Origin of the sequence: Nocardia sp. CA-084685 (assembly GCF_050955785.1) — a bacterium.
GTDB lineage: Bacteria > Actinomycetota > Actinomycetes > Mycobacteriales > Mycobacteriaceae > Nocardia.
In genome coordinates, this window is the sequence record NZ_CP192094.1 from 4,789,602 (window position 1) to 4,806,572 (window position 16,971).

Genomic DNA, 16,971 nt, shown 5'->3' on the forward strand with positions numbered 1-16,971 from the left:
GGCGGTGTCCTCACATGCCGAACAGTTTCCCCTCGGTGAGCGGGTCGAGGTAGAGGCGGGTGAGTTTGGAGCTTTTGATGCGCCAGCGCTCACCGTCGAATGCGTAGGTTTCGTGGTAGTGCCCGAATCCGACGACTCGGATATCGCCGGGAAAGATCAGCAGATCCTGCAGCGCCCACACCCCGGTCGCGGTGCTCGATGACTGCACCTCGATTTCGGGCATGTGCCCGTGATGGACGGTCCGGGCGGCACCGATGGTGGCCTGGAGATAAGCGATGAAAGCGTCCGCACCGGTCGTGATGATGCCGGCCGAGCCAGTCGTGTCGATCACGACATCGGGGGTTACCTGCTGTTCGAGCAACTCCCAGTCCTTGGTATCCACCGCCCGGAAATAGCGCGCCTTGACCTGTTTGATCGCGGAGACAGCCGCTACCACAGTCGCGGCGTTCGGTGCCGCCGCCGCACCCGGGTCCGCGGACACACATGTCGCCCTCGCTCCCGCGAGACCGAGGGCGGCGACCCCGGTTCCGATGAGGAAAGCTCGCCGCGTGTAAGTCATGACCGATCTTCTTGCAGGCCAGTCGATTTGATGCCCGTGATCACCCATCGACCGTCACGAATGCCGTACCTATCGTGATCATGGCCGAATGCCAGCAGGCGTTTGCCGTCCGGGCGGACCAGCAACACCTGCACCGCCCATGTACCGGTCGCCGCAGCTGCGCCGGTGATCGCGATTTCGGGCATGTGCCCGTGATGAACGGTCACCGCTGTGCCGTAATCACGTTGCAGCGCAGCCACATAATTCGACGCACCCGTGACACTGGTGCCGCCGAGCGCCGTGGTGTCCACGTCGACGTCATCGGCGAGGACCGAGCCGAGTGCCGACCAGTCCTTGGTGTCGACACTGCGGAAATAACGCGCCTTGAGCGACTCGATCGTGTTGATCGCCTGCAATGTATCCGGATCCACCGGTGTTCCCACTCTTCCTCGTTGTCGATGATCGCGACCGCGGCACCGTCGTGAACAAATTCCAGCTGCAGAGCACGCCACGGCTTTATCAGTTATTCGATAATTTTCATCGTATAGTTGACAGAACCATAGGCTCGCGGTGAAAACGCGTCAAGCCGAACTGTGTGTCCGCCCGATCCTGAAACAGGGCTCCGGGAGGCACGGGAACCTACGCCACGACTCGCCCGCCGAAGGCTCGAACTCGACGAATACAGGCGGTGGCCGCGCTGCGCCGGGGGCAGCGCTCTCGTTCGATCCGGGTCCGTGGATGTTGGGCACTGTTCCACTCTGGACAGCGCCTGGTCATCACCGTTCCGCAACGGCGCTATCGTTGAGGTACGGGTCGGGATGGATGCGCTGACGCGGAGGTGCCGACGAAAATTAGATGGACGAGTTCGACGAGGCCGCGACACAGGGCGACCTCCCCACCGGAATCGCGGCGGAACTAGCGGCGGCCGGATTCGGCGACGCGACCGAAATAGGCCGCGGCGGATTCGGCGTCGTGTATTGCTGCTACGAATACGCACTCGAACGCTACGTCGCGGTCAAATTGCTCAGATCCGAGGTCACCGGCGACGAGCGCGAGCAATTTCTCCGAGAACAGCGGGCACTCGGGCGGCTGTTCGGACATCCCCAAATCCTGCAGGTGCTACAGGTCGACATCACCGCCACCGGCCGCCCTTATATCGTCATGCCGTACTACGCCTGCGGCTCGCTGGAGAGCGTGCTGCGGGATTCGGGACCACTGCGCTGGTCGGAGGTGCTTTCGATCGGCGTCAAGATGGCCGCTGCGCTGGCCGCCGCCCACGCGATCGGCATCGTGCACCGCGACGTGAAGCCCGGCAATATCCTGCTCACCGACTACGGTGAACCGCAGCTCGCCGACTTCGGCATCGCCCAATTCGGCGATGTCACCACGTCCGCCCTGCGTACCGTCCAGGGCACGCCCGCATTCACCGCCCCCGAGGTGCTCAGCGGTTCGACGCCCACTCCGATCTCGGATATCTACGGCCTAGGCGCTACCTTGCACTGCTTGCTGGCCGGGCGAGCCGCGTTCGCACGCCGCACCGGCGAAGCGGTGCAAGTGCAACTGGCCCGCATCGCCACCGCCGCCGCACCCAGCCTGCGTGATCAGCACATCCCCACGGCGGTGTGCGCGGCCATCGAGGCGGCCATGGCCGCGAAGCCGGACGAACGACCGAGGTCGGCGATCGAATTCGGGGAATGGCTGCGCCGGGTGCAGCACGAAACCGGCCTGGCGGTGGACGCACTGGCCTTGCCGCACACCGTCATCGAATCCGGTTCGGCCACAGCGGTTCCCGTGGCCTCGCATACCCCGGGGACGGCGACACCGCCGCCACCGCCCAGCACGGCAACGAAATTCCGTCCGCCGGCCGCACCCCATACAATGATCGCCCGCACCCGGCTGCTTGCGCTGTTGCGTGACGGTGGTGACCGGCGCCTGACACTGATCCACGGACCGGCCGGCTTCGGCAAGACCACCCTGGCTCTGCAATGGGCCACCGCGCTGGCGGCCGAGGACGTGCCGGTGGCATGGCTGACCGCCGACCCCGACGACGACAATATCGTCTGGTTCCTTTCCCACCTGATCGAGGCCATCCGCCGCGTCGCTCCGGAGCTGGCGCATGAACTCGGCACGCTCCTCGAGGAACGGTCGTCCGATACCGCGAGATACGTGCTGTCCGCGCTGATCGACAAAATCCACTCGGCTGGACAGACGATGGTGCTCGTGATCGATGACTGGCACCGGATACATGCCGAAACCACCTGTGCCGCATTGGATTATCTGCTCGAGCACGGCTGCCATCATCTGCGGCTGGTCATCGCGAGCCGAACCAGGGCATGTCTGCCGCTGAGTCGCATGCTGGTGCACGATGAGCTGGTCGAAATAGATGTCGCGGAGCTGCGTTTCGATTCGCAGGAAACCGGCGCTTTCCTGGCCGACTCCGGCGGGCTGTCGTTATCCACCGACGATGTGAACCGCTTACAGGAAACGACCGAAGGGTGGCCTGCCGCACTACAATTGGCTTCGCTGTCATTGCGCGGCAATGATCATCCCGCCGCGTTCATCGACCAGCTCACCGGCCGCCACCGGGCACTCGCCGATTACCTCGCCGAGAACGTGCTCGATTCACTCGAGCCGCCGCTGTTGGATTTCCTGCTTGCCACCTCGATTACGGAGCGAGTGTGCGCTGATCTCGCGGTTCGGCTGACGGACCGTTCCGACAGCCAGGAACTACTCGAAGAGATTGCCGACCGAAATCTGTTCCTACGCCGCCTCGACGAAGAGGACCAGTGGTTCCAATATCACCACCTCTTCGCCGACTACCTGCGGCGTCGACTGGTGCGCCGTGATCCCGCGCGCCTTGCTCAACTGCATCGGCGTGCGGCCGAATGGTGCGATGAAAACGAGATCGTCACCGCCGCGGTCGATCACGCACTGGCCGCCGACGATCCGGACTATGCGGCGGATCTGGTCGAACGACGGGCCATGGACCTCATCGAAGGGTCCCGCATGGCGACGTTCCTCGGCTTGCTGACGAAACTGCCGCAGCACTTGGCGCAGGCACGACCAAGGCTGCAGATCTGCCGAGCCTGGGCCAACGTCGGACTGCAACGCTCGGAACAGGTTCAGCTGGCGTTGGACGATTTATCTGCCGAACTCGATGCCGGCGCGGTAACCGGCACCGAGGCGACCAAGCTGCGAGTCGAGGCGCAAACGGTCGCGGGTGCGGCACAATTCGTCACCGACCGATTCGACGGTCTGCCAGAGCTGCTGGTCCAACATCTCGAGGATGCCGACACGCCGTTCACCGCCACGAACGCCGCGAATCTCGCGTCCATCGATGCACTCAACCGTTTCGACTTCGCCGAGGCCCGCCGCTGGCAACAATGGGCAGCGCCGTATCACCGTCGCAGCAAAGGCGCGTTCGGGGTGATGTACGGCAGGTGCGTCGCCGGGCTCGCGGCCCTCGAGCAACTCGACATCGCCGCCGCCGAAGAACATTTCGATGCCGCCATCGCCCGCACCCGGCGCGGCCACGCGCAGACCTATGGTTCACGGATGTCCGGCGCCCTTCTCGGCTCCATCCGCTACGAGCAGAACCGCCTCGATGAAGCCGAGCAACTACTCGACTCCAGCGCTGATCTCGGCCGCCACGGCGGTGCGGTCTGGTTCCTGCTCGCTAGCTTCGGCACCGGCGCACGCATCAAAGCGATACGCGGCGACCTCGCCGCTGCCGAACAACGCCTTACCCAGGGGGCGGAAATCGCGGAGCACGACTCATTGCCGCGCTTGGCCGCCCGCATGGTCAACGAACGTATCCGCCTCGGTCTGCCGATTCCACCCGAAACTCGCGACGCGCTCCGGCAACTGCCGCCATATCGCGGGCACGACACAATGATTCACGCCGGTATCGCCGAACTCGAACAGGATTCCGCGATTCGGCTGCTGCTGGCCGACCACTCGGCCGATCAGGCCTGCGACCGCGCCGAGCAAATGGTGCGTGTGATCGAATCCCAGCATCGCCCAAGAGCATTCGTCCGAGCCCAACTATTGCGAGCGGGCTGCCTGTGGGCGGCCGGACGCCGCCGGACCGCCACGGAGGCCGCACTACCCGCGTTGGCGCTGTGCGCTGAGCACGGCTTGGTTCGCACCGCGACCGACGACGGGCCGCACATCTGCGCGATCGCGACCGAAGCGCGATATGACGGCGCACCGCAGATGATGCAATTCCTGGAACTGCTCAGGACGGTAGCGGATACGTCGCCATCGGTCGGATGACATCCGCTGGGCGTCGCGTCGAAACCGCTGCACCCCAATTCGGTGATCGGCGGTACGCGCTTGCGGCTTTTAAGGCGGAACCGATTGCGGCGGAGTGGAGTTCAGGTGCGGCACAGCCCATCAGTGCGCGAGGCTGCGTGCTATGACCAGTCGCTGAATTTGATTGGTGCCCTCGAAGATTTGGGTGATCTTGGCCTCACGCATGTACCGCTCGACCCGGAAGTCGCGGGTATAGCCGTAGCCGCCGAATACCTGGACGGCGTCGGTGGTGACCTTCATTGCCGCGTCGGTGGCGAGGAGTTTGGCCACACTCGCCTGCCGCGAGTACGCCAGCCCCGCATCGCGTCGCCGCGCGGCATCGAGGTAGGTCGCGCGGGCCGAGTCGACCGCGGCAGCCATATCGGCCAGCAGGAACCCGAGGCCCTGATGGTCGATGATCGGCTTGCCGAATGCCGAGCGCTCCTTGGCGTAGGCGACGGCTTCGTCGAGCGCTGCCTGAGCCAGTCCGGTCGCGACGGCGGCGATACCGAGCCGACCGGAATCCAATGCACTCAAGGCGATCTGGAGGCCTTGCCCCTCGGTACCGATGCGTCGGTCGACGGGCAGGAACGCGTCGTCGTAGTGCGCGGTCGTGGTCGGCACCGCGTGCAGTCCCATCTTCTGCTCGGGCTTGCCGAAGGTAAGGCCGGTGGTCGCACGCGGTACCAGGAAACAGGAGATGCCGCGCGATCCCTCGCCCGTGCGCGCGAAAAGGTTGTAGAAGTCGGCGATGCCGCCATGGGTGATCCAGGCCTTGGTGCCGTTGACGAGATAGCCGCCATCGACCGGAGCGGCCTTGCAGGCCACCGCGGCCGCATCTGATCCGGCCTGCGGCTCGGAGAGGCTGTACGCACCGATCGTATTGCCGCTCAACATCTCCGGCAGCCAACGCCGCTTCTGCTCCTCGGTACCGAAGACCAGCATCGGATGGCAGGCCAGGCTGTGCACGCTGACCGCGACCGCGATCGCCGCCCACCGCGCGGCGATCTCCTCGAGAACCTGTAGATACACCTCATACGGCTGGCCACCGCCGGCCCATTCGACCGGGTACGGCAGGCTCAATAACCCGGCCTCCCCCAGTGTGGCGAACACGCCCTCGGGATAGCTCTCGGCCCGCTCGTGTTCATCGACGATCGGTGCTAGGACCTTATCGGCGATGTCGCGCGTGAGCTGGATCAACTCCCGGGCTTCGCTGGTGGGCAGCAGACGTTCGACGGCCACAAGACTCCTCACCTACGAATAACAGTACTGAATTACTGTGCACAGTACTGCTGGTGCCCCAGTACTGCAAGGGTCGCATCAGTACTATTCGCTGCTATGGACCAGCTCACCCGCGCAGGATTCGCGACCCGGCGGCGTACCGAACTCTTCGACACGCTGGTCGACCTGTTTCTGCGCGAGGGATTCGCGCATCTGACCCTCGACGAGATCGCCGCACGGCTGCGCTGCTCCAAGTCGACCCTCTACACCCTTGCGAGCAGTAAAGAACAGCTGGTCCGTGCCGCGACCGTGCACTTCTTCCGACGCGCCACCGACGACGTGGAAACCCGTATCGCGCGGATCACCGATGTCCGTCAGCGCATCGCCGCCTACCTGTCGGCGGTCGGTACCGCCCTGGCTGCCGCCTCCGACCGATTCATGGCCGACTTGAGCGGATTCGCGCCCGCGCGGGAGATCTACGAGAAGAACACCCGGATCGCCGCTCGACGGGTCCGCGAACTCATCGATGAAGGCGTCGCGGCGGGCGAATTCCGTGACGTCCACGCCGCCTTCGCCGCCGATATGGCCGCGACCATGATGGTCCGCATCCAGCAGGGCGGGGTGCGCGAGCACACCGGGCTCGATGATGCCGATGCCTACCGGGAGTTGGCCGCCATTCTCACCGCAGGGATCAGCGCCTAGCCGGCCGACATACTTCTCGAACCCGGTGAAGCAGCGCGAACGCCTACGTCCACCGCGCATAGGCGATACCGCGCATTGAACGATATGGCGGACAGGATCGACAATAGTGGGTATGGCGACGGTGCTGCTGGGCGGCGACGTCATGCTGGGTCGTGGGGTGGACCAGATCCTCCCGCATCCCGGTGATCCGACGCTGCACGAACGGTGGGTCCAGGATGCGCGGACCTATGCGGAGTTGGCGGAGCAGATAAGCGGTGAATTCGCCCGTCCCGTGGATTTCGGTCACCCATGGGGAGAGGTCCTGCCGATTCTTGCTCAGCTCGGCCCGCAGGTGCGATTGGTCAATCTGGAAACCGCGATCACCGCGGCTGGCGCCTTCGCGTCCGGCAAGGGCATTCACTACCGCATGAACCCAGCCAATATTCCGGTGTTGACCGCAGTCGCGCCGGTCGTCTGCGCACTGGCCAACAATCACATTCTCGATTTCGGTGTCGAAGGGCTGGCGGACACGGTGGAAACACTCGATTCCGCGGGCATTCAGCGCGCCGGGGCGGGGGCGGATTTCGACGAGGCACAGGCTCCGGCGATCTCGGAACTCGATGACGGACGACGAGTGATAATCGTCTCGGTCGGTGCGGGATCGAGTGGGGTGCCGCACCATTGGGCGGCTCACCGCGATCGGCCGGGACTGTGGCGGATCGGTGATTCGCCGAATATTCGCGCCGCCGAGGAGGTGGCGGCACAAGTGTTGGCGTACAAGCGCGACGGCGATATCGCGATCGTCTCCGTACATTGGGGGCCCAACTGGGGCTACGGGGTGCCGCAGAGCGAAAGGCAGTTCGCGCATCGACTGATCGACGCCGGAATCGACCTCGTGCACGGGCATTCCGCACACCATCCAAGACCGATCGAGATCTACCGTGGCAAACCGATTCTGTACGGGTGCGGTGACGTCATCGATGATTACGAGGGCATCCGCGGCTATGAGCGCTACCGCCCGGAGCTTCGCTTGCTCTACCTTGTCTCCATCGATCCCGGCGTGATGGAGACGCGAATGATTCCGCTGCGAATCCAGCACATGCGCCTGCACTCGGCCGCGCGTGATGAATCCCGATGGCTGTGCGAGACGATTGAGCACATCAGTCGCGACTTCGGCACCCGTGTCGCTCCGCGCCCCGAGGACCTACCGGTGGTGTTCAGGACCGCACGACACTGAGGTGGCGACCGAACCAGTCCCGGGCCAGGCCCGCCACCTGCTCGAGCGCACCGGGCTCCTCGAACAGGTGCGTCGCACCGGGGACGACGTCGATCTCGCTCGGACACGGCATCCGCAGCTGTGCCTCGCGATTGAGCCCCAGCACGTGCCGGTCGTTACCGCCGACAATGAGCAGCGTCGGAGCGCGGACGTGAACCAGCCGCGGACCGGCCAGATCAGGGCGGCCGCCCCGGGAGACGATGGCCGCGATCTCGGTGCCGGGTTCGGTGGCTGCCCACAGTGCGGCACCGGCCCCCGTGCTCGCTCCGAAATATCCGGTCGCAAGGCCGCTCAGACCCGGCCGCGTGCCCAGCCCGCGAGTCACCGCGACGAGACGCTCGGCAAGCAGCTGGATATCGAAAACGCGTGCACGGTTACCCTCCTCGGCCGCGGTCAGCAGATCGACGAGCATCGTCGCGAGCCCCGCTCGGTTGAGTACATCGGCGACCAGCCGATTCCGCGGACTGTGCCGACCGCTGCCGCTGCCGTGCGCGAAGATGACCAGACCGCTGGGCTGCTGCGGGACGGCCAGTATCCCCGTCAGCCGGATGGACTCCGACGACACGATGACTTCTTCTGTCCGCGTCAGGGGATCGGATGCGGAGGGCAGCATCGAACACCTCCTGGTATCCGGACTACTCGCTCAGTCGGTGGTGTGCAAGAGGCGGTTGGGCCGGAGCTGGTCGCGACCGGGCCGCGATTGAACTCCGGGTTCCATCCGGCTACCGAGGCGCGCACAATGGATACGCGATCAATACGCTCGTGAAGACGGACTATCGGGAAGCCTCACCGACAGCAACGGTCAACCACGCCGCAGGGACGGCCTTCGGATGAGTTCATCCACCGAATGGTCACCGTGGCCGCCCGTTATGGCATCGATGTGACTGTCGGCGACGCACTGACTCGCGGGAAAGCGGTTCAACCATGTCCATCCCCGAGAACGTTCGAACGCCGACAGTACTCATCCTCGGAGCCGGGTTCGGCGGGCTGGAACTGGCCGCCTGCCTGTCCGAGTCACTGCCAGGTGAGGTTCGAGTGGTACTCGTCGACCGCAACGACGGGTTCATATTCGGTTTCTCGAAACTGGAAATCCTCTTCCACGACCGCACTCTGGGATCCGTGCGAATCAGCTACCGCGACCTGGTCCTTCCCGGGGTCGAGTTCCGGCAGGAGGAGGTCACCTCCATCGACCCGCAGACCCGCCACGTGATCACCGACAGCACCCACTACGACCCGGACTTTCTGGTTATCGCTTTGGGCGCCGATTACGACCCGGCCGCTACCCCGGGGTTCGTCGCGGACGGTCAGGAGTACTACTCGATCCAGGGAGCTTGCCGACTGCGCGATCGGCTCGCCGATTTCAACGGTGGCAGGATTCTCATCGCGATATTGAGCGTCCCGTTCAAGTGCCCGCCCGCACCCTACGAGGGCGCGATGCTGCTGCACGAATTACTGAGCCGCCGCGGCATCCGTGACCGCACCCGCCTGCACGTGCTGACCCCGACGGACTCACCGATCCCGGTCTCCGCGGACACCTCCGCCGCACTTGTCGAGGCGCTCGCGCGACGTGGCATCGACTACTCGCCGGGACGACGGGTCCACTCGCTCGACCCGGAAAACCATGTCGCCGAAACCCACTCCGGAGACCTCCTCCCCTACGACCTGTTCGTCGGCATCCCGACCCATCGCGTCCCGCTGGTGGTCGAGGCGTCCGGACTCACCGTCGACGGCGGCGACGGCTGGATCCACGTCGATCCGCGAACCCTCGCCACCCCGTATCCGGGCATCTACGCCATCGGTGACTGCGCGGACGCGCCGGTGCCGCGCGCTGGAGTGTTCGCCGAAAACGCTGCCCGCACTGTCGCCGCGCACATCGCCGCGCAACTACACCGAACACCCGCGCCGGGAAAGTATCTCGGCCAGGGCTCCTGCTACATCGAATTCGGGGACGGACTCGTCGGCAAGGTAGACGCCGACTTCCTTTCCGGGCCGAAGCCGGTCGCACCGTTCATCAGACCCTCGGTCGAATTGGCAACCGAGAAGGTCGAATTCGCTGCGACACGGATTCGGCGCTGGTTCACCGATCAGCGGACCGTGACCGGGACATCCTGAATCGAATTGTTCCCCAAGCCTAGGCGGTTCCAGAATTGCTCGGACGGTTGCACATTCCCCTGCGCATCGGTGGCGCGGCAGCTCAGTCGGTACTCGCCCGGTCGCGCATCCCAGGTGTAACTCCAACCGCGCCAACCGAATTCAGCGATGTCAGGCTCCAAATGGGCGTCCCGCCAGATACCGTCGACACCGACTTCCACCCGCATCACGGGCGAGGTTCCGCACCACGCGCGACCGCGGAGCAGGACCGCACCGGCGTCGACCGTGCGCCGCCGACTCGGGTAATCGGGAACGCCGGGCGGAATCATCAACGCGCGCACCTTGATTCGCGATACGGGTATCCCCGGATCGTCGGCGTCGCGTTGGTAGCGATAGGCCACTGCCTGTTGTAACCCGGTAAAGGGCCGATCGACGACTTCGATATTCCGCAACCATTTGACGCTCGTCATGCCATACCACCCGGGGACGAGCAGTCGCAGTGGAAAGCCGTGCTGCGGTGGCAGCGGTGCGCCGTTCATTTCGTAGGCGAGCAGAATTTCGGGTCTGCGACATTCACTGACGCTCAGAGAGCGTTGATAGTTGTGCTCCACATTGTCCTGGAATCCGCGATCGGCGCCGGTGAATACGACCTCGACCGCCTCGTCCCGGATACCGCAGTCGTCGAGAATCCCACCCAGCGCGGTGCCCGTCCACGCCGCCGTGCCGATCGCCTCGAGACCCCACGGTTGGCTGACATTGCGCGGGTCCATTCTCGTGCGCCCGTTACCGGCGCATTCGAGGGTGACCGGAATCGTCGTCGCAGGTCGCGATCTGATGTCGTCGAGCGATAGCTCCAGTCCACGCTTGACGTATCCGGTCACCCACAACCGCCACGACGATGCGTCGACCTCCGGGATATCGAAATGAATCAGCAAGTAATGCATGCCGATGGGCGTGATGTCGTATCGCATGCCCTCGAGTTGCATGCCGTGATTGCGCGTCGCAAGCGCGAGTTCGTCGAAGCGGACGCCTTGGGCGCGCGAGACGAATTCGGTCATCGGCTCGGGCTGATCTTCCAGTCGAGAGGTAATAGGCGGTCGGGGTCAGTATATGACTGCCCTAAATAACAGTAGGCCGACTCGGGGTGCGATATCACCCCGAGTCGGCCTACTGTTTCAGCAATCACCCAGATCAGCTGGGCAGACCTGCCTCTATGGCCTCGATGATGCGCGGGCGCAGTTCGGCGGCACGGATGATGGCATCGACCGAACCGACCTCGACGGCGCGCTGAATATTGTGCACGCGGTCGAATTCCGCTGCGACCTCACCGAGTTTCTCGGTGCGCACCGACGAACGGACCTCGTCGCGTTCCGCCGTCAGTGCCGCACGGTCGGCACCGAGCGCGTTCGCCGCGCGCGCCTCGAGATCGCGCACCCGCGGATCGGCTGCCGTACGGGCATCGACCTCGCCGGCGAACACCACCGCCGCCGCGGGGGCGCCGCCGAGCACCGAGGCGAATGAGCCTTCCAGCGCCAGCACGGTCATATTCGGGTTGAGCAGCTTCGAGAACACCACGAAGGCGCCACCGTGATAGCGCGAGATCACGCAGAACACGATGGGGCCCTGGAAGTTGACGATCGCTCGGCCGATCTCGGCACCGTACTCGAGCTGCAACTTCCGCATCGATTCCGGTGAGCCGTCGAAGCCCGAGAGATTCGCCAGCACCACCAGCGGCCGATTGCCGCTGGCCGCGTTGATCGCCCGTGCGGCCTTCTTCGAAGACTGCGGGAACAACGTGCCAGCCGTGTAGGTGTCCGGGCCGTCGGTGGACGGGTAGCCGCGGCGCGGCACGCCCCTGGACTCGATGCCCAGCAGGCACACCGGAATACCGCCGAGCCGCGCATCCTGGACGACGGCCGTCTCGGCGTCGGCCATCCCCGCCCAGCGTTCCAGCACCGGGTGGTCCTGATCGGCCACGGCTCGCATAACGGTCCGGATGTCGAACGGCTTCTTGCGGTCCGGGTTGGCGGTGGCGGAGAAGATCTCGCCGACCGTGGTGAAGTCACTGCCCGCCACGACATGCGGGAAGTCCGAGACGTCGCGATCGATGGGGTCGCTGGTGTCCGACCGCCGCGGCGACTGCTCGCCCGGCGCCACATAGGTGTGGTCGTAGTGCGACATCAGCACATCTCGCGCGGCGAGCAGGTTAGGCGCCCAGTACTGCGCCTGCCCGTTCGGGCCCATCACCCGGTCGTAGCCGCCGATACCGAAGTTGTCCTCGGCCGACACGCCGCCGGAGAAGTCCAGCGCCTGCTTGCCGGTGAGCACCATCGCCGAGTCCGGCGTCATCACCAGGATGCCCTTGGTGTGCATGAGCATCGTCGCCTCGGCGTTCCAGTACGGCTGCGCGCCGACGTTGATCCCCGAGACCACGATGTTGATCTCGCCGCCGTCCTGGGTGAATTCAACGATCCGCTTGAGTGCCGCCGCCACCCAGTCCATGTTCTCGGTGCCGGACTGCATCGAGATCCGGGCGCCGGAGGACAGCGCGTACCACTCCAGCGGCACCTGCATCCGTTCGGCCAGGTCCATCGCGGCGATCACGCGACGGCACTCCGGCTCCGAAAGCGCACCGAGCGATTTCGTCGGATCACCGAGCAGCACCACCCTGCTGATGCCGTCCGGATACTGCTCGGTCGCCGTGGTGACCACGCCCGCGACGATCGCGGCCTTATTGCGTCCCTTGGGCCGGTCGACCGGCACGAGCGTGTGATCGGAATCGAGGTCGTATTCGGCGAATTCACCGAGCAGAGCGGTCAGCTCGTAGGGGTACACGGTGTTGCGGCTGCTGGCCCGCAGCACCTTCTGCCGGTACTCGTCGATCGGCTCGACCGCCTCGTCGGACCGCTCGCCGATGGTCACCGTGGTGCCGCCGGTGGCATCGAAGGCGATGCGCACGGCGACCTTGATCAGCTCCCCGCTCTTCGGGTGGCGATGCCGTGCGATGAGCAGGATCTCCTCCAGCCCGGCGCCCGCGGTCGTCGGCCGCACTCGATCGATGATCGTCTCCAGCTCGACGCGGGTCATCTCGACCGGCGGCCAGATGTACATCACGACGCGGTTGGTGTGGAACCGCTTGGCCGAGGGCCGCTGCGACTGCGCCCGGCGGATCGAGTCGAGGCAGGCGGCGATCGTGCTTTCGGCCGTCGGCAGCGCGAGCAGCCGACCGTCGTGCTCGCGCAGTGCGGCCAGGTCTCGTACCTGCGCGAATGCGACGAGACGCTCGTCGGACGCATTCTCCTTCGCGATGCACCGGAACAGGTAGACCTCCTCGTCCGAGGACGGGAGCCGGGTGAGATCGAACTTGCGCAGCCGCTTCATCTGCATCCGCTCCGCGATATACGGATGCAGGCCGCGGATCAACCGCTCCTCGACCATGCCGGTGGCGGACGGACGGAAGGTGAAGTGATGATGCATCACCGCACCGCCGCTACCCGCGACAGTGGCGGTGATCCGGTGAATCTGGTTCGGCAACGGCCGCGCACCGAGCACTTCCTGCAACGCGGCGGCCATCGCGTCGAAGTCCTCCGGCTGCTTCTCCCAGCTCAGGTAGATGTCGGCCTCGATGGAGGCGGCCACGCCCGCCAGCTCGGTGAGACCGCGCAGCACGGTGTCGAGCGCATCGAAACTCACCGCCGCCGAAACCAAGCTCAGGCCCCGGCGTTCGGCGATCACGAACGTGCACCCACCGGCCTCCCGGGTGTGCACACCGGTCAGACCCTTGTTTCCGTAGTAACGGCGGGTCAGCACCTCGAGCATGGCGGTGTTGTCGGCACTGCCACGCACCAGGCGCTGACCGAGCAGCCGCACCAGCGGCTCGGTGCTGCGCACCATCTCGGAGATACGTTCGGCGCGATCCGGCGTCTCCGGGTACGCGTCGAGGTGGCTCAGTTGCTTACGGACATTGGTGTAGACGCGGGCGCGGTTGCGCCGCAGCAGCGGCTGGCCGAACCAGGAGTACACCAGGCCACGGGTGAGGTCGGCGATCACGGGGAAGCGCACCTGCGTCGCGGCAACCAGCCGCTCCAGCGCCAGACCGACCGGCTCCTGCAGCGCGCGGTCCGGCACCGGCTCGCCCAGCCACTCGCGCAGCAAGGTAGTGATAACGGTGACGGTGTCGGATGGCCGTTGCTGGGCGAGGAAGATCCGGAAGACCGCGGCTTCGAGCTCAGGGGAACGATCCAGTTCGGTGACGCCGTAATGCCCGAGCGCCTTGGCGAGTTTGGCCTGGTACGACTCCGGCAGTCCGGCGCGCTCGACATCGAGGCTCTGCAGGTAGGCGTGGAAGTACTCGCGGGCGCTGTGGACATGGCCCTGGACGCCGTCGTCGTCCCACGACCGGTTGTGGCTCAGTTCGGACAGGTCGGAGAACACCTGCACGAGTTCGATCTCATCGGCGAGGGGCCTGCGGTTGTCCGCGATGGCCGCCCGGCGCACGGCGAGGTAGTGGTCGAGCACCCGGCGCTCGTCATGCGGGTCGACGTCGAAGCCGAGCAGCAAGCTGCGCAGGTCCTGCAGGCTGCGGGCGATACCGTCGTGCACGCGGTCCGGTGTGGGCTCGTCGGGCAGGTCCAGTTCAACGGACGTGACCTCCTCGGCGTCCGCGGCCTCGTCGTCCTCGGCGATCGGCTCCAGCCGCAGCAGCGGCGCGCCGGTCTCGACCTGGGTACCGACCGAAACCGCGCACTCCTTCAACCGTGCCCGGAACGGCGCGCGCAGCACCGTTTCCATCTTCATGCTCTCCAGCACCAGGACCGGTGCGCCCGCCTCGACCTCGGCCCCGATCTCCAGCGGCGTGGCAACGACCAGCGCGGGTGCGGGCGAGCGTACGACACCACCCTCGTCACGGCTGATCCGATGCGTCACACCGTCGACATCGACCAGATGAATCGGCCCGTGCGTGCCGGTGATCACCCGATAGCGGGTGCCGTTGACGACGATCTGCCCGGTATGGCGGTCGAAACGCTCGAGATCGACATCGGCGGCACGCATTTCGCCACCCGCCTCGATGCCGATGCGGAACCGATGCGCACCGATCCGGGCCACCCGCACCCGGTAACTGACGCCGCGCAACTTGAGGTCATGCGGTCGACCGCTCTCGTGCTGCACCTGCGGACGTCCGCCGGCCGCGGTGGACAGCAGCCGGTGCCGCTCGACGCGCTCTTCCTCTTCATAGGCATCGATGGCGGCGACGGCCACCGCGATCGCGGAGTGGCGATGCGATACGAGGCGACCCTCGGCGCGCACCCGGTCGATCCAGCCGGTGTCGGCGCTGGCGTCGATCACCTCCGGCTGGTTCAGCAAGTCGAGCACGAAGCTCTTGTTGGTCGCGCCGCCCTCGATGACGACCCTGGTCTGCGCCACCGCCCGGCGCAGTCGACCCAGCGCTTGGTCACGATCACGACCGTAGGCGATGATCTTGGCGATCATCGAGTCGAAATCGGCGGGAATCGTGTCGCCCTCGCTGACGCCGGTGTCGACGCGAATACCGGGCCCAGCGGGCAGATCCAGCCGCGCGATGCGGCCCGGAGCGGGCGCGAAGTCGCGGTCCGGATCCTCGGCGTTGAGCCGGGCCTCGATCGCGTGCCCGCGTTCGGCCGGCACTTCGCCCTCGAGCTTGCCGCCAGATGCCACCAGCAGCTGCGCCCGAACCAGGTCGAAACCGGTGGTGTACTCGGTGATCGGGTGTTCGACCTGCAGACGGGTGTTCACCTCGAGGAATGCGAACAGCTCGTCACCCGGGTGGTACAGGAACTCGACGGTCGCCGCGCCGCGATACTGGACCGCGATCGCCAACCGCTCGGCCGACGCCTTCAGTTCGGCCACCTGCTCGGGACGCAGCACCGGTGACGCCGACTCCTCGATGACCTTCTGATTGCGCCGCTGCACCGAGCAGTCGCGCACGCCGAGCGCCCATGCGGTGCCCTGGCCGTCCGCGATCACCTGGACCTCGACGTGCCGGGCACCGGTGACCAGCCGTTCCAGGAAGACCACGCCGCTGCCGAAGGCGCGCGCGGCCTCCTGACGGGTGCGTTCGTAGGCATCGACGAGTTCGGCCTCGTTCGTGATCACCCGGATACCACGGCCGCCACCACCGGCGGTCGCCTTCAGCATCAACGGGTAGCCGATCTCGGCGGCGGCCGCGAGCGCGGCGTCCACGGTCTCGACCGAACCGCGGCTCCACGGCGCGACCGGCACCCCGACTTCCTCGGCGATCAGCTTCGCACCGATCTTGTCACCGAGCTTGCGCATAGCCTCCGGACTGGGGCCGATGAAGGTGACGCCGATCTGCTCGCACAGCTCGGCGAATGCCGGATCCTCGGCGACGAAACCCCAACCGACCCAGGCGGCGTCGGCCTTGGTCGTCACCAGAGCGCGCTCGAGCGCCTTCAGATCCAGATAGGGACGCGCGGACGCCGGACCGAGGTCATAGGCGATGTCGGCCTCGCGCACGAATGTCGCGTTCCGGTCGACATCGGTGTGCAACGCGACGGTTTCGATCGGTCGCCCGGTCTCCGCGGCCAGATCTCGGACGGCATGGATGAGCCGCATGGCGGCCTCTCCCCGGTTCACGATGGCGATGCGGCTGAACACTCGCCGACTCCTTCCACTCCACGGTTCTGGCCCGGTCGGGCGACGGATTGCGACTACCGGTCCCGCGTAGTCTGCACCCTTACTGCGCGCAATTACACAGCGTCAGGTGGTTACCCGCGCGTATCGTCGAAAAATTCCTCATTTGTGCCTATGACACTAGTGGCGGAATTCCTCGGCCGGCAGGATTCCAGTACCGTACGCGTGATCGGGTCGTAGC

Annotated in this window: 9 protein-coding genes and 1 pseudogene; 4 read left to right on the forward strand and 6 right to left on the reverse strand. The window is 65.8% G+C overall.

Annotated features, from left to right (window positions below; all coding sequences use genetic code 11):
* Window positions 1-10: 10 nt before the first annotated feature.
* Together ACQP2U_RS21750 and ACQP2U_RS21755 are read right to left on the reverse strand one after the other, a co-directional pair.
* On the reverse strand, window positions 11-559 hold the full coding sequence (locus ACQP2U_RS21750; RefSeq protein WP_433709163.1) for a nuclear transport factor 2 family protein: 549 nt from the start codon (window positions 557-559) through the stop codon (window positions 11-13).
* Window positions 556-981 (reverse strand): nuclear transport factor 2 family protein, encoded by a 426-nt coding sequence (locus ACQP2U_RS21755; protein ID WP_433709164.1) that lies wholly within the window; start codon window positions 979-981, stop codon window positions 556-558. The genes ACQP2U_RS21750 and ACQP2U_RS21755 overlap by 4 nt, the downstream gene beginning before the upstream one ends.
* A gap of 412 nt (window positions 982-1,393) precedes the next feature.
* On the opposite strand from ACQP2U_RS21755, the gene ACQP2U_RS21760 reads away from it, so the two are divergent.
* Window positions 1,394-4,813: a protein kinase domain-containing protein gene (locus ACQP2U_RS21760; RefSeq protein WP_433709165.1), complete on the forward strand. Its 3,420-nt coding sequence runs from the start codon at window positions 1,394-1,396 to the stop codon at window positions 4,811-4,813.
* 120 nt (window positions 4,814-4,933) lie between these two features.
* On the opposite strand, the gene ACQP2U_RS21765 is transcribed toward ACQP2U_RS21760, so the two are convergent.
* Entirely contained in the window at window positions 4,934-6,073 is a 1,140-nt protein-coding gene (locus ACQP2U_RS21765; protein ID WP_433716547.1) for an acyl-CoA dehydrogenase family protein, read from the reverse strand.
* A 96-nt stretch (window positions 6,074-6,169) separates the two neighbouring features.
* Here ACQP2U_RS21765 and ACQP2U_RS21770 point away from each other — a divergent pair, with 96 nt between their 5' ends.
* Entirely contained in the window at window positions 6,170-6,754 is a 585-nt protein-coding gene (locus ACQP2U_RS21770; RefSeq protein WP_433709166.1) for a TetR/AcrR family transcriptional regulator, read from the forward strand.
* Window positions 6,755-6,866: 112 nt separating this feature from the next.
* Complete coding sequence (locus ACQP2U_RS21775) at window positions 6,867-7,970, forward strand: CapA family protein (RefSeq protein WP_433709167.1); 1,104 nt, start codon at window positions 6,867-6,869, stop codon at window positions 7,968-7,970.
* On the opposite strand, the pseudogene ACQP2U_RS21780 reads toward ACQP2U_RS21775, so the two are convergent.
* Window positions 7,951-8,604: pseudogene (locus tag ACQP2U_RS21780) on the reverse strand (dienelactone hydrolase family protein); the annotation flags it as partial. The gene ACQP2U_RS21775 and the pseudogene ACQP2U_RS21780 overlap by 20 nt on opposite strands.
* A 329-nt stretch (window positions 8,605-8,933) precedes the next feature.
* On the opposite strand from ACQP2U_RS21780, the gene ACQP2U_RS21785 reads away from it, so the two are divergent.
* Window positions 8,934-10,121 carry an NAD(P)/FAD-dependent oxidoreductase gene (locus ACQP2U_RS21785; RefSeq protein ID WP_433709168.1) on the forward strand — a complete coding sequence of 396 codons (1,188 nt, stop codon included), beginning with the start codon at window positions 8,934-8,936 and terminating at the stop codon, window positions 10,119-10,121.
* On the opposite strand, the gene ACQP2U_RS21790 is transcribed toward ACQP2U_RS21785, so the two are convergent.
* Both ACQP2U_RS21790 and ACQP2U_RS21795 read right to left on the reverse strand, forming a co-directional pair.
* Window positions 10,094-11,158 carry a sulfite oxidase gene (locus tag ACQP2U_RS21790; RefSeq protein ID WP_433709169.1) on the reverse strand — a complete coding sequence of 355 codons (1,065 nt, stop codon included), beginning with the start codon at window positions 11,156-11,158 and terminating at the stop codon, window positions 10,094-10,096. The genes ACQP2U_RS21785 and ACQP2U_RS21790 overlap by 28 nt on opposite strands.
* 133 nt (window positions 11,159-11,291) lie before the next feature.
* A complete protein-coding gene (locus ACQP2U_RS21795) occupies window positions 11,292-16,754 on the reverse strand; it encodes a carboxyl transferase domain-containing protein (protein WP_433709170.1) in 5,463 nt (1,820 codons plus the stop codon).
* Window positions 16,755-16,971: the final 217 nt, after the last annotated feature.

Excerpts from the sequence above, each read along its gene's own strand:
- ACQP2U_RS21785 (WP_433709168.1), top strand. The coding sequence starts at position 8,934 with ATGTCCATCCCCGAGAACGTTCGAACGCCGACAGTACTCATCCTCGGA.
- ACQP2U_RS21760 (WP_433709165.1), top strand. The coding sequence starts at position 1,394 with ATGGACGAGTTCGACGAGGCCGCGACACAGGGCGACCTCCCCACCGGA.
- ACQP2U_RS21790 (WP_433709169.1), bottom strand. The coding sequence starts at position 11,158 with ATGACCGAATTCGTCTCGCGCGCCCAAGGCGTCCGCTTCGACGAACTC.
- ACQP2U_RS21750 (WP_433709163.1), bottom strand. The coding sequence starts at position 559 with ATGACTTACACGCGGCGAGCTTTCCTCATCGGAACCGGGGTCGCCGCC.
- ACQP2U_RS21770 (WP_433709166.1), top strand. The coding sequence starts at position 6,170 with ATGGACCAGCTCACCCGCGCAGGATTCGCGACCCGGCGGCGTACCGAA.
- ACQP2U_RS21775 (WP_433709167.1), top strand. The coding sequence starts at position 6,867 with ATGGCGACGGTGCTGCTGGGCGGCGACGTCATGCTGGGTCGTGGGGTG.